We start from the raw sequence: 20813 nt of genomic DNA on the forward strand, positions 1-20813 counted from the left end.
CGGAGATCTTTCACATGAGCCAGGTATAGAGTCCCAGCAGGCAGACAAGCAGACCAAACTGGGCAAGGGGTGGATTCCAGAAAAAACGCCAGAGGTTCAATCTGCCGAAACACCATCGAATAAGGGCAAGGGTCAGAAGGGCCAGGAAGAGATTGGCCACGAAAGCGGAAATGAGCACGCCTTCGAAATCGATGACTTCACTCATGAGCATTCCCCGGGGGGCTGAATCCGGAAAACGCTACCATCGCGAGCGACCCAGACCGAAATGCATGAGCGTTGAGCGGTTTTCAGCAAGGGTTGAATGTACAGCCTCCAGGCTGCCGGCACAGAGTATGGCAATGGTGCGTTCTCTGGGTGGGGCATTCTGGGCGAGGGCCAGAAATTCGGTACTCAGCCGGGGCAGGGCGAGCGCCAGTGTCGAGAACGAGGCTGAATTTACCAGATGCCGCGCTTCACCTGCGAGGGGAGCGAGGCAGCTGCATCCATCAGCCTCACGCAGATAATGACGGATGCGTGCCAGAGTGGTGGTGAGATCCTCAAGAGCGACCAGACGGTTGAAAACATGACGATTGACCGGGCGTTCGGCACCCTGGTTCCTGGCCGGATGAGCATGAAGCTGCTTTGTCCATGTCAGTAGCTGAACGAGGCGATCATATTTCAGGCTGAGTAGGGCCGCCCCTGCCGGTTTGCCTTTGCCACTCAGCTGGGCTTCGAGATCCTGACCGATCGAGGCGGCAATCCGGAAGCGACGGCTGCGCGGTGTAGGTGGAAACAGCAGAACCAGAATAACGAAGGAAATGACACCCGAAAGCAGAAAAAAGATATTCCGGGAAATAAAGGCAATAGGATCGTAATCGTGATGATTGCTCAGTCCAAGAATAACTGGAAAAAAGGCACCGTAGTTGAAACCGATTGAACTTGTGCGCGCATTCATGAGCATTACACAGGCAAATATCGTATGGGGAAGAAAGACCAGCGCCAGCGCGGCGAATGCTGCAATATGCGGCAGGATCAGATAATTCATGCCAATGGCGACAAACACGGCCAGGGTCAGACCAAGTATGGCCCCCAGGCCAAACTGGGATGTGTCGAGTGCTGTCGAGGCGAGTGTCAGAATGAGTGCGGCCTGGGAGAGTGCTGCCATAGAAGCAGGTTGACCGCTCGCAATGCACAGACCGGCGGTAATCGAAAAACCGAGCAGTACGCGTACCGCATTGATGAAAGCGGCAACATGGTCAGGATGCTGGACAATCTGTGCAAGTTTGAGGGCTTCACCAGCAGGGGTAGCATATTGCAGCGTGTTGATGCCGGTAGAAATATGCAAACGGTTGCTCAGAAGAACGGCGGCACGCTCCAGATAATGCGCATCTGCAGGACAAGGGTGATAATCGGGTTGCTCCTCGCGCATGGTCTTGATCAGCGAGCCGACTGTTTCGTAGCGATCGCTGTGGTCCTCACGTAATTCGTGCCAGGCAAGGACATGACGACGTGCGAGGGCTGAAACGTTTCTGGTACGGAGGATGTGGGCGATGGCTCGACCCGAGCCCAGTACGGTCAACATGCCAATTATGGCCAGACGTGCGCCTGCCGTGCGTCGGGTGGAGCGATCTATCTCGGTTTTCGCGTAGGTGATCTGGGCGGAAAGTGACAGGATATCGCCAGCGAGCGCAGTAGTCTCCATTGCATCGACCACACTCTCGCCTTGCAGGGCACGATGTCCGAATTCGCGGATCTGGCGCGCTCTGATCTCAAGCCCGTCTGCCAGTTTCTGCCATGCCTTTGGAGAGCCGGTCAGCATGTTTACGAAGGCGACCGAGGCGATACCGATGGCAACGCAGCTCGCACGGGACACGGCAACGTCAAAGACATTATGTGGGGTATCGACCACATTGATGGCGACAAGTGCAATCGTATAGCCGGCGAGAAGGGCACCGTACGAACGGAAATGCCGCTCAAGTGAACCAATATAGGTACAACCAGCCATCCAGAGCGCGCAGCCTCCAAGCAGCATGCCGCGATCCTGGCTGAAACAGGCAATCAGCAGAATTGAGGCAATCACGCCCAGTCCTGTACCGATCAGGCGATAGATGGCTTTTGAAAGCGCCTGGCCGCGCAGGGGTTGTGTGATGATCATCACTGTCACGGCGGCCCCCGCAGGGGCATCGAGTTGCGCCCAGAATGCCGTGGCGAGCGCAAGACAGATTGCAGCCCAGCTGCGTAAGGAAAAACCGATCCATCCGGGCGGGAAGGGTGGATTGGGCAGGTCGCCGGGCAGTGGCCACCAGCGCATGCGTGTCTGCACCCCCTCCGTCATTCCGCTCCATCCAGAAAACTGACTTCCTGTTGAAAAAGGCCCTGTTGGTGTGTGAGGTCAAGCACGCAACCCGCTTGCGAGGGCTGAGAAATCTTTTGTCAGATACGGATCAGAAATTACCGCCCTCACCAGGTGCGGCCCGGGAGACGAGCAGCTGGTTGATACGAAACCCGTCTACGTCCACAACCTCAAAGCGGTATCCGGCGGCCTCTATCCGATCGGCCTTGCGGGCCATGCGCCGCAAACGATGCATGACAAAGCCGCCTATCGTGTGGAAAAGATCGCGTTCGGCATCGAGTGTGATGTCCAGCTCGCGAAACACGTCGCCTATTGGTGCTGCGCCATCTATCAGCCACGAATTGGCATCACGGCGCACAATGGCCTGTTCCTCGAACGGACTCGCAAGCCCATCCATCAACGCGCCCATGATATCCTTGAAGGTGATCAGTCCGACAACGAGGCCATACTCGTTCACGATCAGGGCAAAGCCAGCACCATGTGAATCGAACTGGGCCAGCGTATCCCACAGATTCAGCGTGTCCGGCAGGGAAAGCGTATCACGCCTCATGCGGAAGATCTGGTTGCTGATAGGCTGACTCGGGTCGGTATTCGAGGGTACCTCGTCTACAACGGCCACGAGCACGTCTTCGGCGCGTATCGAGCCAATAACGTGATCAAGTCCGCCATCGCAGAGCGGATAGCGTGAATAAGGGCGTATACGCACCTTGTCGCGTTGTGATTCGAGGCTTTCCTGAATGTCGAGAAAGACGATCTCGTCTCGCGGAGTCATGGCCGATGTGACCGACCTGTCCTGAAGCGCCAGCACATTCTGGATGAGCTGATGCTCTTTTTCCTGCAGAGCGCCCGAGGCTGTGCCGGCTGCCAGCATGGCGTTGAGATCTTCAGGCGTGACAGGATCGACTGCGGAAGCTGCCGGAATGCGCAGCAAACCAAGTAACCAGTCCGAAATGATCGAGAAAACCCATACGGCAGGATAAAGAACACGCAGGGCGCCTGTCAGGAACCAGCTGACCTTCAGGGCGACACGATCAGGATTGTTCAAAGCAATGCGCTTGGGCAGCAGATCGGCGAACAGGACAAACAGGCCGGTTACAACAACGAAGGCAAGACTTGCTGCAGTCTTGCCGGCAAGACCGGGCGCCAGACCTGCCTCGATCAAAGCTGAGCTGAAAGCAGGTGTCAGCAGTTCGCTCGAAATGACACCACCAAGCACGCCTACGGCATTGAGGCAGATCTGAAGAACCGTGATGACCTGGCCACTATTACGGCGCAGTTTCAGAAAAGCCGAAGCGCGGGGGTCACCCTGATCAGCCAGCGCACGGAGACGGATATCACGCGCAGCCGCAAAGGAGATTTCCGAAAGCGAGATCAGAATTGAGACGGCTATCGCTGCCACAATGGCCGCGAGGCCCAGAAGCAGCAACGTCACGCGCGTGTCTCCTCGGGAAAACAGGACTTTGAAACAGAAGAACCGGTTCTAGACGTATTACACGCCATATTCCAGTATCTGCGCCTCAATTCGCAGTGGGAAGACCGGCAATTTCACGCCAGCCTGCCTCGTCACATGTGTCGAGGCCGAGTTCGGCAGCCTTTTTTGCTTTGGAACCGGCTTTTTCACCAAGAACGACCAGCCCTGTTTTTTTTGAAACCGAGTCACTGACCTGTGCGCCCAGCCGTTCGGCGATGGCTTTGGCTTCAGGTCGTGTCATGGTGTGCAGGGTACCTGTAAATACGATGGTTTTTCCTGAAAGAGGCCCTTCTTCAGGTCGCGCCTCTTCTTCTATGGTCAACTCGTTACGCAAATCAGTCAGCGTGGCCAGATTATGCGGTTCGGCAAAAAAGGCGAGCAGATCCGCGACAATACTTTCGCCAATGCCCATGATGCTCCCGAGTGCCAGACGATCATCTGAGCCAATCTGTTTTGCCGCTTTCATGGCATCAAACCAGGCTTCATAAGTCTGGTAATGACGTGCAAGGAGCTGCGCATTACGTTCCCCTATGCGCCTTATTCCCAGGCTGAACAGGAAACGGCTGAAAGCTATGCTGCGCCGTTGTTCTATGGCGCGTAGCAGATTGCGGGTCGAAACGTCTCCCCAGCCTTCACGAGAGCGAATCAGATCCGCTTTTTCATGCAGACGAAAAATGTCCCCAGGACGATCAATAAGGCCGATTTCATGGAACTCTCGTATCGAGCGCTCGCCCAGTCCATCGATATCGAAAGCCTGACGTGAAACGAAATGGATCAACCTTTCGACTACCTGTGCTTCGCAGGTCAGTCCACCCGTACAGCGGCGTACGGCTTCGCCTTCAGGGCGTTCGGTCAGAGAATGACAGACAGGGCAATGGGTCGGAAAAACGTAGACTGGCCCTCGCTCCCTTTCCTCCGGCACAGGACCGAGAATCTGGGGGATGACATCACCGGCACGCTGGACACGCACCAGATCGCCAGGGCGGACATCCTTGCGGGCAATTTCGTCTTCATTATGCAAGGTCGCGCGGGAGACGATCACACCGCCTACATTCACGGGTTGAAGATGGGCCGTCGGGGTGAGGGCGCCTGTGCGCCCTACCTGGATCTCGATTTTTTCCAGTCTGGTAATGGCCTGCTCGGAAGGAAACTTCCAGGCGATTGCCCAGCGTGGCGCTCGTCCTGCAAATCCAAGGCGGTTCTGCAGGGCGAGATCATCGAGTTTGAAAACCACACCGTCGATATCATAGGGCAGTGAAGCACGATCACGTGCCAGAGCCTCGATATAAGACGGGATTTCACTGGCATGGGCAATTGCCCTGGAGAGAGGATTGACCACAAATCCCCAAGCTCTCAACTGCTCGAGATAGGCCCAGTGTGTTTCTGCACAGCGTGTACTCGCAAAGCCCTGGGCATAAGCAAAAAGCGAAAGCGGACGTCGTGCTGTCACACCAGCATCAAGCTGGCGGAGAGACCCGGCCGCCGCATTGCGCGGATTGGCGAAGGGTTTTAGGCCCTGTGCCAGCATGGTCTCGTTCAGAGAGAGAAAATCGGCTTTGGCCATGAAGATCTCGCCGCGTATCTCGATCTCCTTCGGTGCATCGCCTTTCAGTTCGCGAGGGACGTCGGCAATCGTCAGAAGATTGGCGGTTACATCCTCGCCAACCATACCATCACCACGCGTAACACCGCGCAGAAGCTTGCCATGGCGATAGGTCAGATTGATCGAAAGCCCGTCGATTTTCGGTTCAGCGACAAAAGCCAGAGCATCGGCTGCCTTGTTATCAAGACCCAGAAAACGCGCAGCCTTTGAAACAAAGGAATCAAATTCAGCAGTCGAAAACACGTTGTCTAGCGAGAGCATCGGTACACGATGCGCCTGTTTGCCGAAAGCGGAATCAGGCGCGGCGCCAACTGCCTCCGTTACACTGCCTTGCGCTTTCAGATGAGGATGGGCTTCCTCAAGAGCGATCAGTGTGCGTCTTGCGCTGTCATATTCCGCATCCGATACTTCGGGAGCATCATTTTGGTGATAGGCGATGTTCCAACGCGCAATAAGCGCGGAAAGCCGGGCGTGTTCGTCTGTAGCTTCCCGGGCGGTCGTGTCGTCCATCATTCCTGTTCCAAAAGACTGTCTGCAGCTGTACGGGCAGCATCTGTAATGGTTTCACCCGCGAGCATGCGCGCAATTTCCTCACGGCGTTCCTCAGCAGAGAGTTTTTCTGCCAGTGTTTCCGTACGCTCCTTGCGTATGCGTTTGCTGATACGCAGATGCTGGTCACCCCGGGCCGCTACCTGGGGGCTGTGGGTGACGACCAGAACCTGCACATCCTGTGCCACGCGATGCAGGCGGTCACCTATGGAAGAGGCGGTGGCTCCTCCCACGCCGGAATCAACCTCGTCGAAAACCAGTGTCGGAATGGCAGAACGCTCGGCGAGGACTACCTTGAGTGCCAGCATGAGGCGCGACAGTTCGCCACCGGAAGCCACCTTGGCCAGAGCACCCGGGGGCTGTCCGGGATTTGCGGCAATCAGGAAGGATGCCTGTTCCTTGCCTCGAAGATTCCAGGCCTCTGGTTCCAGAGAGGTCAGGGAAACGATGAAACGTGCCCGTTCCAGGCGGACCGGTTTGAGTTCGGCCATCACAGCGGTCTCAAGGCGCCGGGCAGCGCGTTCGCGAATAGCGCTCAGTTTTTCGGCTTCAGCGGCGAAAATCTCGCGTGCGGCTTTTGTCTCAGCCTGCAATTGCTCTATCCGCGCATTGCCTGAGTCGAGCGCCTCAAGTCTTGCCTGCAGACTGGAGAGAAGAGTGGCGAGCTCGTTGACGGCTACACCATGTTTGCGACCGGCAGCGCGCAGGGCGAATAATCGTTCTTCCGTTTCCTCGAGCAGGCGCGGATCTGTATCAGCATCAGCCGCGAGGCGGGAGAGGAGGGTTTCAGCCTCAGCGAGCGCCTCTTCCGCCTTTTCCAGAGCAACCAGGGCTTCCTGAGCCTGATGTTGCTGGAGCGAGCCCGGTACGTTTTCCTCGCCCGGTGCAGGCAGTAGCCGGGCCAGAGTACGGCTTGCGCTGCGCAGGGCCGCGGCGGGGGTGGCGGAACGGCGATCACGAGGGGTCAACTCGGCCAATGCCGCAGCAATGGCCTCGCTGCGTCTTTCACCCTGTTGCAAGCCTATGCGCAGAGCAGCAAGTTGTTCTTCTTCATCCTCTTGCGGGGCGAGGGCAGCAAGGTCATCAACGGCCTGTCTCAGCCAGTCTTCCTCGCGTCTGGTTGCTTCCATTTCGGATTGCGCAGCCGCCAGAGCGGCCGTGACTTCGATCCAGCGACGATAACTGCGTGCAACGGCGTCCCGCACGGCACGATCCACACCGAAAGCATCGAGGAGATCGAGATGTGTTGCCTGGTCGGCAAGACCCATCTGGTCGTGCTGACCCTGGATTTCGACGAGCAGGGAGGCAATACGACGCAACAGTCCGACGCCGATGGGCTGGTCGTTGACATAGGCACGTGATCGCGCATCCGCGGTGACCGTGCGGCGCAGCACAACAGGTTCATGAGGGTCGTCGAGCGCAATACCCTGTTCGGCGAGAAGCTGATAAACAGGGTGTCCGTCAGGGATGTCAAAACAGGCTGAAACCGCAGCCTGATCGGCTCCTGCACGTACGAGCCCCCCACTGGCGCGATCACCAAGAGCGAGCCCCAGAGAGTCGAGAAGGATGGATTTGCCTGCGCCGGTCTCGCCCGTCAGCACGGTCAGACCGGGATGAAAAGGCAGATCCAGCCTCTCGATAAGGACCACATCGCGTATCGAGAGGTGCGTTAGCATAAGACAAGATCCTGAAAATTCAGCAAGATGGCCTTCTTGGGGACATAGACCATCTCCAGCGAAAAACCCTGTTCCGGATCAGAAAACCGAATGCCACGCACGGCCGAAAAAGCCGCGTTTTTTGGAAGTGGGTGCCTTGCTGTCTTCTGGCAGGAGACTGCGGTTTCGGAGCAGATTGTAGCTGTAGCGGTACCACTGGCTGTTTGGGTAATTGTAACCAAGTACCGAGGTGGCCTTGCGGGCTTCATCAACCAGACCGAGCTCAAGATTTACTTCGACGATACGCTCTAGGGCTTCCGCCACATGGTTGGTGGTCTGGAAATCAGCCACGACACGCTGGTAACGCCCGAGAGCTGCCTCATAATTATGCTGTTGCTGGTAATAGCGTCCGACAAGCATTTCCTTGCCGGCCAGATGATCGCGGCAAAGATCAATCTTGAGCTGGGCATCACGCGCATAGGCGGTCTGAGGGAAACGCGTCACGACTTCTTCAAGTGCACTGAGAGCCTCGACAGTGCCCTGCTGGTCACGCTGTACTTCGGCAATCTGTTCGTAATAGCAAAGGGCACGCAGGTAATAGGCATAGGCAGCGTCAGGACTTGTAGGGTGCAACAGCAGATAGCGTTCGAGCTGTTGAACGGAAAGCGCATATTCGCCCTGCAGATAATAGGCGTAGCCTTCCATCAGTTCCGCATTTCCGACATAGCCGGAATAGGGTAATTCTGCTGAAGCAGTTCAAATTCGCCACTCGCCAGCGTGTAACGCTTTGAATGCAAAGCATCGATACCGTAATTATAGAGCGTTTCGGCGCTTGCTACTTTGGGAGCCTTGACCTCTTCCTTGTTGGAAAAGATCGAGCAGCCGCTCAGGAGCAGAAAACTGCTTGCCATCATTGCGGCAACGAGACGCTGACGCTTTGGAGCAGGAGTAACGTTACGTTCTATGTTCTGGTGCATGCCGACTCTTCCACTGACGAATGGTCTTATATCACGCCTGACCATTCGCGGAAGACCTGCGCGTATGAGATCGTTTCACTTACGCCATTGCACGAAACTGGGGCTGGCTGGCCCGTTCGCCACCAGTGAGGCGCCAGTTTTCCGACGAGGCAAAAAGGGCATGTAGGAGACGATTGTTCAGTCCATGCCCCGATTTGTGGCCCATGAAACCTGCTTGCAGCGTATGACCGGCAAGATAAAGGTCCCCTACAGCATCCATCAGCTTGTGTCGGACGAACTCCTTGGGATGACGAAGCCCGCATGGATTGAGGACAGTACTGCCGTCAACAACAATAGCGTTATGTAACGAACCGCCACGGGCAAGACCCATTTTCTGCAGGGTCTCGATTTCCTTGCGTTCGACAAAAGTGCGACAGAATCCGACTTCCTGGCGAAAGCGCTCAAGGGTGAAAGGCATGGCATGACGTTGCTGGCCAATAACGGATGCTGTGAAATCAATGGACATGGCCAGAGCCATGCCCGAACGTGCCGGGCGCAGTTCAGCATAGGCACCATGTTCATCTTCAACGCGAACAGGCCGGATCACTTCGATGATCCGTCGTTCAGTCTCCTGTATGGCCGTCCCGGCGCACTGGATAAGGAAATCGAATTCGGCAGCAGAGCCATCGAGCACAGGGGTTTCGGGGCCATCAATCTCGATCAGGGCATTATTGATACCGTTGGCATGCAGGGCTGCCATGAGATGCTCAATAGTGGCGATACGGATTGAGGGTGCCTCGGGATGGGCGATCACAGTGCTCAGTCTGGTGCATACTACATAGTCATGCCGGGCTGGTATGAGACGGGCATCGGGAATGTCGCTGCGTCTGAAAACAATGCCATGGTCGACGGGGGCAGGGTTCAGCGTCATGCGTACGTGACTACCACTATGCAATCCGATCCCGACGCAGGTAATCGCCTGGCCGAGAGTGCATTGATACCGGGTGCGTGCGCCAGCTGCTGAAAGAGAGGAAAAACCTTGGGCGATATTGGAAAGCGGAAGAGGTGTGATCGATGCTTTGAACGGTGTTTCAGCCGTGATCTGCATGATGGGAGGCTCTCCTTGCTTTCCACAGCGTGATGCCGGGATTGTCAGAAGAGCTTTACCCGCTGCGGGGGACGACAGACCAGTCAATGATTATTGCCAAGTATTACGCTCTAAAGCCCTGAAACTGAACCTTAATTTCAGTTTCAGGATGTAACGGTGTTGACGTTCTCAGCGACCCTGGTCACGGCGAAGGAAAGCAGGAATATCAAGACCGTTCTCCTCATTCGTATCATGCGACGAGGACACACGGGGTGACTCTTCACGCTCGACAACCGTTGTTGTGTGACGCGGAGCCTCTTCCTGCGCAGCGCTGCTGACGGGTCCTGGACGACCGCGCAGAGCGCCGGTCACGATGCCAAACAGGCTGCGCGGCTGTGACTGGGGCTCGGGTGCGGAGCGCTGGTTCTGCTCCGAAAACAGACCTGCGCGCGGTGAGGGAACTGACTGGGGTGTAAGCTTGGCGGCCTGAGGGGGGACGGAATGAGGCGAGGGTGCCGGTGCGGCGCCAGAGGTCTGACCGTCAAGCGCATAGTGAGGCTGCTGGCGCGGCACAGTGGCATAGGTCGAGGCTGGCTGGAACGGCGGCTGGCTGCCTTGCTGATGGGTTACTTCCGCACCGTCGGGCGCAACCGGCGCCTGATCAGGCGTTTCGACCGGAACTTCCACATTTTCCGGCTCTGGAGCACGGCTGCCATCGATGCCGGTCGCGACCACGGAAACACGGATACGTCCATTGAGTGTGGAATCGATCGCCGAACCCCAGATGATCGTGGCATCGTCGGCCACTTCCTGTCGGATACGTTCGGCTGCCTGATCAACTTCGTAAAGCGTCAGATCATCACCACCTGTGATATTGATCAGCAGGCCACGGGCACCGGACATGGACGAATCGTCCAGCAGCGGGTTCGAAATGGCACGGTTTGCGGCTTCAAGTGCACGGTCTTCACCCTCGCTTCGCCTGTGCCCATCATTGCCTTGCCCATCTCGGCCATGACGGTCCGGATATCAGCAAAATCGAGGTTGATCAGTCCCGGTGCGAGCATAAGATCGGTTACGCCACGCACGCCCATGTAGAGCACTTCATCTGCCATCTTGAAGGCTTCACGCAGCGTCGTGTGCATGGTGGCCATACGGAACAGATTCTGGTTCGGGATAACGATCAGCGTGTCGACATATTGCTGGAGCTCGGCAATGCCCGCATCAGCGACCTTCTTGCGTCGGGCTCCCTCAAAACCGAAAGGTGTGCTCACGACACCGACAGTCAGGATCTTGCGGTCACGCGCCATCTTCGCAATGACCGGAGCCGCACCTGTGCCCGTGCCCCCGCCCATGCCAGCCGTCACGAACACCATATGGGCACCGTCAATATGACGGCTGATTTCTTCTGCTGCCTCTTCGGCTGCTGCCTTGCCGATTTCGGGTTTTGCGCCCGCACCGAGACCCTGGGTCAGATGCGGACCAAGCTGAACACGACGTTCTGCACGTGATCCGGCAAGGGCCTGTGCATCGGTGTTGGCTACAACAAACTCAACGCCCTGCAGCTGCATTTCGATCATGTTGTTGACGGCGTTCATACCGCCACCACCGACACCGATCACGGTGATGCGTGGTGAGAAATCGGAATAATTATACTGCGGTGCGGTAAGGTTGAGCGTCATGGCGAAATCCGAAACAGGGCTGAAATCAGTCGCGACAGGCAAAAAGATGACTGAGGAGCATGTTCTACATAGGTTACTTTTACCTCATGCGCGACCCCTAATGAAATGTACAAGGCGCTTTAACATCCCATTTGGACGAGGATCCGGGGCATCCGCATCGTGAAAGCTGCGATCTGCCCCTGCTGCCCAAGCAAGCAGGCCGGATGCTGTTGAAAACCCCGCGGAGTTGGCCCCGATTTCAGGCAGACCCACGATGCCCAGAGGGCGGCCGAGCCTGACGGGGCGATCCAGGATACGCGCTGCCATTGGGCCGACACCATCAAGAAGCGACGCTCCACCCGTCAGTACGACACGTTCCCGTCCTGTGCGGCCAAATCCGGCATCGTCCAGCCTGTCACGTACAAGTTCGAGAGTTTCCTCAATGCGCGGGCGAATGGCGGAGACCAATCTTGCACGAGAAACTGTCGTAAGAATGCCGGTCTCCTCGCCAATTTTCTGCAGGGTAATCAGTTCGCTGCTGTCTTCTGCCGAAAGCTCGGCGGCACCATATTTGGTCTTGAGGCGTTCAGCCTCGTCGAGCGAAGTTGAAAGCATACCTGCGAGATCACGGGTCACATGCAGGCCGCCCACGGGCAGGAAGGCCGTATGGCGCAGCATACCTTCACCGAAAACGGCGATCGATGTCGTGCCGCCACCCATATCCACGACCGTAGCACCGAGCTCGCGTTCATCTGCGTCGAGCACGGAGAGACCAGAGGCAAGTGAGGCCGAGACCAGACTGGTCATTTTCAGCTCAGAGCGCATGAGGACCGAATCGAGCGTTCTGACCGCTGCCGTGGCAGCATCAACGACATGTAATCGCGCAGTCAGCTGCTCGCAGACCTGACCACGTGGATCGATAATCCCATAGGTGTCATCCACGGCGTAACCGATGGGAAGGGTATGGATAACGGTACGGCCTTCAGTATAGGCGCGTGATTGTCCTTCAGCGACAACACGCCCCATATCAGCATCGCTCACCTCGTGACCGCCGATCGGCATGCGCGCGTTGAACAGGCGGCTTTCGGGATGGCCGCAGGAGAGATTGACGGCGATATCGTCCAGTCGTCTGTCGGCTGCATCCTCAGCCTGGCCGACCGTGGCCCGAATGGCCTGTTCAGCTTCCTTGAGATCAACAATATTGCCGTTGCGTATGCCGCGTGAGCGACGCCAGCCATAGCCAAGTACACGCAATGTACCGTCAGACTCGCCTCGGCCTATGAGACAGGTCATTTTTGTCGAACCGATATCCAGCACGCCAAAAGTGCCAACCCGCCAATGCCTGGGTGTATTCGGCTCATCGGCAGGGGGAAGAGCCAGAATATGCTCATCGGAACGCGCATGATTCTTGCGCTGCGTGCTGACCGGAAGAAGCGCCCGGCTTCTGACAGTACGACGACGTTTCTTGCGGGGGGCTTCCGGGTCTGTCGGCACGAGGTCGTTCATTCTTCCGGGGCTCCGTCTGCAGGCTGGGGGGGAGAGGAATGCGTTGTGCTACCACGCGCTGCCGGCAACCGGTGGATCTGCCGCCGCCTGATGGTGCCGGTGCTGCTGCAGGGAGAGGTGGCCGATTTCCAGCAGGGGCAGTTTTGTCGGTTGCGCCTGTCTTGGTGGCGTTTGGATCAGGGGGTGAAACAGGTGTCTGATGGATCACCATGCGGTCAGGCAGACGCATATCAATTGATACGACGGGGCGTTCCATCAGTCTGAACTGGGACTGATACTGAGCCAGACGGGCAAGGGCTGCCTGTTCCTGGCCTTCAGGCAACAGAACCGTTGCGCCGTCGCGCAGGGTCAGGTTCCAGCGCCTCTGGCCAACCCGCACAGCCGCGACCACAAAATCCTTGATGCCGGGATTGGCTGTCAGCGCATCGACAAGAGAGGAAGCTGCCAGATTTGCCCCTTCGCCCACAACCAGCGGCAGCCTGATGAAAGCCTGGCCATTCTTGCCCTCCAGTCCTTGGTCAGGGACTCGCTCACCCGCGCGATTGATCAGAATGAACTGGCCATGATCCTGCCAGACAGCAATCGGACTGCGCTCAACGATCTTCACGACAATCGTATCAGGCATATGCCGTTCCACGATGGCATGATCGACAAAAGGCAGAGCATCGATGCGGTCACGGGCGGCTGAAACGGAGAAACCGAAAATAGGCTGACCTACTGATGTGCCAAGCGCTTTTGTCAGATCCTCTTCCGGAGTCAGATTACGGCCCTCAATGCGTATGGTCTTGATCTGGAAGGGCAGATACTGGACCAGTTTTGCCCGATAGGGGGCAAAACGTGATTCCGAGCTGGACAGTTTGAGAGCGGAAGCACCGAAACCGGCGAGAGCGAGCAGAACGAGAAAAGCCAGGATCAGGCGCAGTCCACGCTTGTGACGGCGCATGAACAGGACAAGGCGCGCTGGTCTGTCCTGCTGTATGGGGCCGCGATACGGCGTTTCCGGACGCCTGTCCCTCATAAGGCCGGTTTGCCGCGAATCGCCAGAGCGTCGCGCACCAGCCAGTCACAGAGTTCAGGATAGGTGATGCCGCAATAAGCGGCCTGTTCAGGCAGAAGCGAGGTAGCCGTCATGCCTGGTTGTGTGTTGACTTCAAGCAGGATCAGCCGCCCCGTTTCCTCATCATAGCGATAATCGGCGCGCGAGGTGCCTGAGCATCCCAGGGCACGATGAGCTGCTTCAGCCACGCGCAGCGCCTGCTCGAATATATCTTCCGGCACCCGGGCCGGAACATGATGCACCGATCCTCCCGGCGCGTATTTGGCGTCAAAATCGTAGAAATCGCCGGTTGGAGAGGCCGCGACGATATCGGTTACGGTCAGGGCGCGATCACCGAGTACGGCTACGGTGAGTTCGCGACCTGGAATATACTCTTCAACAAGAGCTTCCTTTCCGAAGGCCCAGTTTGCCGCAATGGCCTGACGACGATTACTGCCGGTGCGTACAATCTCGACTCCGAAAGACGAACCTTCCGCAACCGGTTTGACAACATAGGGTGAAGGCAGAGGATCGGCGGCTGCGAGTTCCTCCATTGTGACAACACGCCCTACAGCGACAGGCAGCCCGGCAGCGGCAAAAATCCGGCGTGAGGCCTCTTTGTCCATGGCAAGAGCAGAAGCTCGTATGGAGGAGTGGGTATAGGGCAGGCAAAGCCATTCCAGCACGCCCTGTATTGCGCCATCCTCGCCGAGTGGTCCGTGCAGCGCATTGAAAACCACGTCTGGCGAGGCTTTGCGCAGGGCGTTGATGGTTTGTACCAGATCTGGCCCGGCATCGACATTCACCACGTCATGACCTGCTTCGATCAGAGCCTGGGCAACGCCGGCGCCGCTACGCAGGCTCACCGGGCGTTCACTTGAGATTCCACCCTGAAGAACGGCAATTTTCAGGCTCATGGCAGTTTTCCCAGACGTTTGATTTCCCAATGCAGCGCAATGCCGCTGTGTTCCTGTACGCGTCGACGCACCTCGTCGCCAAGGGCTTCGAGATCGGTGCTCGTGGCCTCGCCCAGATTGAGCAGGAAGTTGCAGTGTTTCTCGCTCACCTGAGCGCCGCCCTGCATCAGCCCGCGACACCCTGCTTCGTCGATCAACTGCCAGGCCTTGTGGCCTTCTGGATTGCGAAAGGTCGAGCCGCCCGTGCGTGCGCGGACGGGCTGCGACGCTTCGCGCGCGGCCCTGATTTCGGCAATATGCCTGCGAATGGCCGCTGCATCGCCGGGTCTGGCGTTGAGACGCGCCCGGAGCACGATGGCGCCCTCGGGGAGCACGGCATGACGATAGGTAAAAGCGAGCGCCTCGTTGTTCAGACGCGTGACTGTACCATCTGGCAGGAGAACTTCTGCCCAGTCGAGCACGGCTTTCATGTCAGAGCCATAGGCCCCGGCGTTCATGACGACAGCGCCACCAACAGAGCCCGGAATGCCCGCAAGAAATTCCAGCCCCTGGAGTCCGGCATTGGCAGCCTGTTCGGCCACGATCATGTCGAGCGCTGCAGCACCTGCAACCAGCCCGTCCGGCTCGATAACGATATCGGCAAAACCGCCTGCCAGACGCACAACGAACCCGTTGATACCGCCATCTCGTATGATGACATTCGAACAGGCTCCGAGCACTGTGACGGGCGTGTTTTCGGGAAGAGCAATGAGCGTTTCGGCCAGATCCCGGGAGTCTTTCGGTACAAAGAGCGCCTCGGCATTACCACCTGTGCGAAACCACGCGCGCGGACCAAGCGGCACATCAAAACTCAGCCTGCCACGCGGGGTGAGGGAGTGAAGCGCCGTTTTCATGATGTCACGCCGTTCAACGAGGCAAGCTGACCCGGCAGAGCATGTGCCCAGTTGGTGATGGTGCCAGCCCCGAGACAAACCACGAAATCGCCGGGCTTGGCGATGGCATTGATCATCTCGGCCAGATGCTCCGGACCAGGAAGCGGCACTACAGAGCGATGACCACTTGCCCGCAGTCCTTCGATCAGCGAGTCACGGCTGACACCTTCGATTGGTGCTTCTCCTGCAGCATAGACGTCGGTCACGATCACCGTTCCGGCATCATTCATGCAGGTGCAGAAATCACTGAACAGCGCTTCAAGACGTGAATAGCGGTGGGGTTGGACGACAGCAATCACGTCGCGTGCCCCCGCTTGTCTGGCTGCACGAAGCACGGCGGCGATTTCGACCGGGTGATGGCCATAATCATCAATGACCGTAATGCCGTTATACTCGCCGCAACGCGTGAAACGACGTTTGACACCACGGAACCCGGCAAGGGCAAGGCGGATCGTCTCGTCACTGATGTCCATCTCGCTCGCTACAGCGATGGCCGCCAGTGCGTTCAGTACATTATGCTGACCCAGCATGGGCAGGCGGAAAGGACCCGCACGACGGGTGGTCTTTTGCGTACGGCTGGTAATCACCACCTCGAAAGTTGCCCCAAGCCGGTCAGTAATCAGTTTGTCGGCGCGAATGTCTGCCTGAGGGCTGAAGCCGTATGTCACGACGCGATGGTCAGACAGGCGCGGGATCATCTGCTGTACGGCAGGATGGTCGATACAGAGCACGGCAAATCCGTAGAACGGAATATTCGAGACAAACTGATCATAGGCGGCCTGCATGGCTTCTGCCGTACCCCAGTGATCGAGATGCTCGGGGTCCATATTCGTGACAACCGCGATGACGGCAGGCAAACGCAGGAAAGAGCCGTCGCTTTCATCCGCCTCGACCACCATCCAGTCGCCGGAGCCCATACGCGTATTGGTGCCATAGGCTTCGATAATACCGCCATTGATCACGGTTGGGTCGAGTTTCGCCTGTTCGAGAACACAGGCGACAAGACTTGTGGTTGTGGTTTTGCCATGTGTGCCACCAATGGCGACAGCCCAGCGCAGACGCATCAGTTCGGCCAGCATTTCAGCACGACGCACAACTGGAATCAGACGGGCACGTGCTGCCACAACTTCTGGATTGTCTTTTTTGACCGCTGTGGAGGTAACGACAACCTGAGCTTCGCCGAGATTGCTTTCATCATGACCGATCGCAACCGTGATACCGAGCTTGCGAAGGCGCAGTACATTGGCACTTTCACTGATATCCGAGCCCTGAACCTTGTAGCCAAGCATGTGCAGTACTTCAGCGATCCCGGACATGCCAATACCGCCGATACCGACGAAATGGATGGTGCCAATGGATAGGGGAAGTGCGCGCATGAAACAGGCTTTCAGAGAAACAGCAGAAAATCGGTGCGGGAAAATTGACGGTCAGGAAAGTGAAGAGCGGTAATCCGAAATACGGGCCTCGACAAGATCGGCCAGCAGTCTGGCGCTGTGAGCCCGGGCAAAGGCGCGGGCGGCTTTTGCTGCCGTCGCAAGACGATCAGGGTCGTTGAGCAGACCGGCGAGAAAATCAGACAGGCTATCGGGTGTCAGGGCATCCTGTCTGAACATCCAGGCGCCACCCTCATCGACAAGCTGGGTCGCATTCGCCCCCTGCTCGTCAGAGGCGGCAATCGGCAGAGGTACAAGAATGGACGGGCGACCGGCGATGGTAAGTTCGGCGATTGACGACCCCCCGGCGCGGCCGATCACGAGATGGGCTTTTTTCAGAAGGCTGGCAACATCAGAGAAAAAAGGAGCCAGCTCGCAAGTGATCCCCGCTTTTGCGTAGGCAGTGCGCACCTCATCCAGATCCTTTTCATGCACTTGCTGGGTGACATGCAGTCTTGCCCGAAATCCGGCAGGGAGCAGGGCAAGGGAGGCTGGAATGATCGTGGAGAAGATGCGTGCACCCAGGGATCCGCCCCAGACAAGCAAATGAATGGCGTCGCCGGGGGGAGCATAATCCTCTGCAAGGAGTGCTTCTATTTCGGGTCGTACAGGCATGCCTGTCAGGGAGGCACGCAGCCCGAGCGGTAGGCGTGCAACCGTGGGATAAGAGGTTGCGATGGCAGTTGCGAAACGTGCCAGCAAGGCATTGGCCTGACCGAGGACGGCATTTCCTTCATGAAGAATCACGAGCGGACGATGTGCGCCAGATACGAAGCGGCTGCCCAGAATTGGCGGGACCGACGGGTACCCGCCAAATCCGATGACGGCAACCGGTTGAGCTGACGATGCAATCCCCGTGCGGCCCAGGCTCCGCGCAGCAGGGCCGCCACGCCATGCAATTTTGCCGAGATACCCTTGCCGGCAACCCCCGTGCCGTCGAGTACATATTGCGGTCGATCTCTGAAAACGCCGGTTGAACGTTTGCCTGCACGTCTGTCAGTCATGAGCACAAGATCATGACCCCGTGCGGCAAGCTCGGTGGCGAGTGCTTCGGCTGGAAAAAAATGGCCGCCCGTGCCTCCAGCAGCAATCACGATTGGACGGTTCATGACGTCGGTCCTTCCCGGAGAGAGGTCCAGTGGCCCTGGCTGGCATATGTCGAACTGATCGGGCTGGCAGAAACCTGATGACGTGTCAGGGCCAGCACCATGCCCAGAGTCAGGGCGATGGAAAGAGCGGATGACCCGCCATAGGAGATAAGGGGCAGCGTCATGCCCTTGGTCGGGATCAGATGCAAGGTCGAGCCCATATTGATAAAAGCCTGCAATCCGAAACCAGCTACCAGCCCTGAGGCGGCGGTAATTACGAACGGATCACTCTCTCTCATGAGTTTGACCAGAGTGCGTACCACGATCACGGCAAAAACCAAGATGATGAACAGGCAGATGAACAGCCCGTATTCCTCGCCTGCCACGGCGAAGACGAAATCGGCATGAGCATCCGGCAGCAGATCTTTCACACGACCTTCGCCAGGACCACGCCCCATCATGCCGCCGTTGCCAAAAGCACGCAGGGCCGTGTCGATCTGGTAGTGATCGCCGACATTGGGGTGTAGAAATCTCTCCACGCGCGAACGCACATGCGGAAACGCAACATACGCGCCAGCGAAAGCCGCTATCATGGCCCCCACGCCAGCGCCAACAAAAATGACAGGTAATCCGTTCACGAAGAGCTGGATGAAAAACACCATCGTGATGACAGACAACATGCCGATATCAGGCTGTGATTTGAGCAGAAGCAGGATCAATCCAAAGCAGCCGAAAGCGATCAGCATACCGGGAAAGCGGATTGATCCCATGATCTTGCGACGGCGCTGCTCGGCCAGAAGCCAGCCGGTAACAACTGCAAAAAACGGTTTCAGGAATTCCGAGGGCTGAACCGACATCATGGGAAGTGCAATCCAGCGCCGGGCGCCCTTGATTTCCACACCATGAACCAGTGTCATGAACGTTGCGGCAAGCGCTATAACGCCACCAATCAGGGCAAGACGTCTGACTGCCGGACGGGAAAGTGATGATACCACCAGTACGACCATGCCAGCCAGAAGCAGGAAGACAACCTGCTTGAGAATGAACATCTCGCGTGAAGCACCGATACGCACAGCCACGGCAGGGCTCGCGGCGAGCATGAGGATATAACCGAATGCGATCAGGATCCCGACACAGCAAAGTGTGACGCGATCGATATTGCGCCACCATCGCCCAATTCTGGACGTATCGACACGTGAAAGCCCTGCCATATTTTCCTAACCCCTCCGGCCCCTAGGATCAGGGCGTGTCTGAATCGCGCAAACGAGTCAGGATATCGACAAAATATGAGCCGCGCGCCTCAAAACTGGTAAACTGGTCGAAACTCGCACAGGCAGGTGAGAGCAGAACGACCGGTACATCATGCGCTTTTGCCGCGGCAAGACCGGCCGTTGTTGCAGCCTCAAGCGTGCCGACGATCTCGACGGGCACATGATGTTCTTTCAGGGTCTTTTCCAAGACGGACGCATCGCGTCCGATCAGAAATGCCTTGGCAATACGACCGAAAAGCGGCGTCAGGGTCTCGATCCCGCCTGATTTGGCGGTGCCGCCCGCGATCCAGACTACCCTGTCGTAACAGAGCAATGCCTTTTCGGCGGCTTCGGCATTGGTGGCCTTGCTGTCGTTGATGAAGCGGATACCATCGATCACCCCAGCCAGGGCCTGACGATGCGGCAGGCCCGGATAGCTGCGCAGTCCTTCGGCAACAGCGTCATCATCAAGGCCCAGATGATGCGCCATGGCAGCCGCTGCGAGCGCATTTTGCAGATTATGCACGCCAGGCAGGTCGGTGCCTCACGCATCGGAACCGCAATTGCCGCCACGGAATGTGCGTCATTGACCGAAAGCGTCATGACCGTGAGGCCCTGTGCCGTGTAATCCTGTGCGATCTCTTGGCAATAATCATCATCAATGCCGATCACGGCGAGATCGTCGCGTGTCATGTTATCGAATACATGACGCTTGGCGGCGGCGTATCCAGCCATGTCACCATGACGGTCGAGATGATCGGGCGTCAGATTGAGCAGACATGCCGTGTCGGCGTGAAAAGAGTGCAACCGCTCCAGCATGTAGGATGACATCTCGATCACATAGACGCCATCATCGGGCAGGAGGGGCAAGGCCAGCGAGGCGGTGCCGAGATTGCCGCCAGCGGCAACCGGTCGGCCGGCTCTTTCTAGCATATGGGCGAGAAGCGCGTGGTGGTCGATTTGCCATTCGTGCCGGTTATGGCCGCGAAACGAGCCCTCGACCCGGCACGGCGCACCGCCTGAAACAGGATCTCCGCATCGGACAGAATAGGTACTCCGGCTTCTCGCGCCCTGACGGCTACTGCATGCGGTGCGGGCAGGAGGTGCGGAATACCCGGCGAGAGAATGAGCGCGTCGAAGCCTGCCAGTGTCTCGATGGGCGCCGCAGTAAAGCGCGGCTGGGCCGGGTCTGCTTCAGGCGGGCTCTTGTCGTCCCAGGCCTGCACCTCGGCACCCATCGCGAGCAGGGTTTTCACGACTGCGCTGCCATTACGGCCCAGGCCCGCCACGGCAAAGCGTGAGCCGGCAAACAGACCTGCAGGGAAGGCGCGACCTGTCAT

14 protein-coding genes and 3 pseudogenes are annotated in these 20813 nt (G+C 57.7%); all 17 read right to left on the bottom strand.

Features of this window, described 5'->3' with window-relative positions:
- Positions 1-10: 10 nt before the first annotated feature.
- Positions 11-205 carry a DUF1656 domain-containing protein gene (locus JCM25354_RS01705; RefSeq protein ID WP_035446625.1) on the bottom strand — a complete coding sequence of 65 codons (195 nt, stop codon included), beginning with the start codon at positions 203-205 and terminating at the stop codon, positions 11-13.
- A gap of 33 nt (positions 206-238) precedes the next feature.
- On the bottom strand, positions 239-2314 hold the full coding sequence (locus JCM25354_RS01710) for an FUSC family protein (protein ID WP_243443827.1): 2076 nt from the start codon (positions 2312-2314) through the stop codon (positions 239-241).
- 109 nt (positions 2315-2423) lie between these two features.
- Positions 2424-3764, bottom strand: coding sequence for a hemolysin family protein (locus JCM25354_RS01715; RefSeq protein ID WP_025884731.1), 1341 nt, complete (start codon positions 3762-3764; stop codon positions 2424-2426).
- 85 nt (positions 3765-3849) lie between these two features.
- Positions 3850-5919, bottom strand: a complete 2070-nt coding sequence (gene ligA, locus JCM25354_RS01720) for an NAD-dependent DNA ligase LigA (protein WP_408734973.1) — start codon at positions 5917-5919, stop codon at positions 3850-3852.
- Positions 5916-7631, bottom strand: coding sequence for a DNA repair protein RecN (gene recN / locus JCM25354_RS01725; protein WP_025884733.1), 1716 nt, complete (start codon positions 7629-7631; stop codon positions 5916-5918). Before recN ends, ligA begins: the two co-directional genes overlap by 4 nt.
- A gap of 78 nt (positions 7632-7709) precedes the next feature.
- A pseudogene (locus tag JCM25354_RS15885) lies at positions 7710-8524 on the bottom strand (outer membrane protein assembly factor BamD).
- A gap of 142 nt (positions 8525-8666) precedes the next feature.
- Positions 8667-9674 carry a UDP-3-O-acyl-N-acetylglucosamine deacetylase gene (gene lpxC / locus JCM25354_RS01740; RefSeq protein ID WP_025884734.1) on the bottom strand — a complete coding sequence of 336 codons (1008 nt, stop codon included), beginning with the start codon at positions 9672-9674 and terminating at the stop codon, positions 8667-8669.
- Positions 9675-9842: 168 nt separating this feature from the next.
- Positions 9843-11332 (bottom strand): annotated as a pseudogene (gene ftsZ, locus JCM25354_RS15890) (cell division protein FtsZ).
- Positions 11333-11416: 84 nt separating this feature from the next.
- Positions 11417-12817: a cell division protein FtsA gene (gene ftsA / locus JCM25354_RS01750; RefSeq protein ID WP_025884735.1), complete on the bottom strand. Its 1401-nt coding sequence runs from the start codon at positions 12815-12817 to the stop codon at positions 11417-11419.
- Positions 12699-13835: a cell division protein FtsQ/DivIB gene (locus JCM25354_RS15895; protein WP_025884736.1), complete on the bottom strand. Its 1137-nt coding sequence runs from the start codon at positions 13833-13835 to the stop codon at positions 12699-12701. Before JCM25354_RS15895 ends, ftsA begins: the two co-directional genes overlap by 119 nt.
- Entirely contained in the window at positions 13832-14770 is a 939-nt protein-coding gene (locus JCM25354_RS01760) for a D-alanine--D-alanine ligase (protein ID WP_025884737.1), read from the bottom strand. Before JCM25354_RS01760 ends, JCM25354_RS15895 begins: the two co-directional genes overlap by 4 nt.
- A complete protein-coding gene (murB, locus tag JCM25354_RS01765; RefSeq protein WP_035446601.1) occupies positions 14767-15663 on the bottom strand; it encodes a UDP-N-acetylmuramate dehydrogenase in 897 nt (298 codons plus the stop codon). The genes JCM25354_RS01760 and murB overlap by 4 nt, the downstream gene beginning before the upstream one ends.
- Complete coding sequence (gene murC, locus JCM25354_RS01770) at positions 15660-17078, bottom strand: UDP-N-acetylmuramate--L-alanine ligase (protein ID WP_025884739.1); 1419 nt, start codon at positions 17076-17078, stop codon at positions 15660-15662. Before murC ends, murB begins: the two co-directional genes overlap by 4 nt.
- Before the next feature lie 51 nt (positions 17079-17129).
- On the bottom strand, positions 17130-17882 hold the full coding sequence (locus JCM25354_RS15900; RefSeq protein WP_369345707.1) for a glycosyltransferase: 753 nt from the start codon (positions 17880-17882) through the stop codon (positions 17130-17132).
- Positions 17879-18244 carry a glycosyltransferase gene (locus JCM25354_RS21915; protein WP_243443828.1) on the bottom strand — a complete coding sequence of 122 codons (366 nt, stop codon included), beginning with the start codon at positions 18242-18244 and terminating at the stop codon, positions 17879-17881. The genes JCM25354_RS15900 and JCM25354_RS21915 overlap by 4 nt, the downstream gene beginning before the upstream one ends.
- Positions 18241-19434, bottom strand: coding sequence for an FtsW/RodA/SpoVE family cell cycle protein (locus JCM25354_RS01780; RefSeq protein ID WP_025884740.1), 1194 nt, complete (start codon positions 19432-19434; stop codon positions 18241-18243). The genes JCM25354_RS21915 and JCM25354_RS01780 overlap by 4 nt, the downstream gene beginning before the upstream one ends.
- Positions 19435-19462: 28 nt before the next feature.
- Positions 19463-20813, bottom strand: a pseudogene (murD, locus tag JCM25354_RS15905) (UDP-N-acetylmuramoyl-L-alanine--D-glutamate ligase).

The organism is Asaia prunellae JCM 25354, from assembly GCF_000613885.1.
Lineage (GTDB): Bacteria > Pseudomonadota > Alphaproteobacteria > Acetobacterales > Acetobacteraceae > Asaia > Asaia prunellae.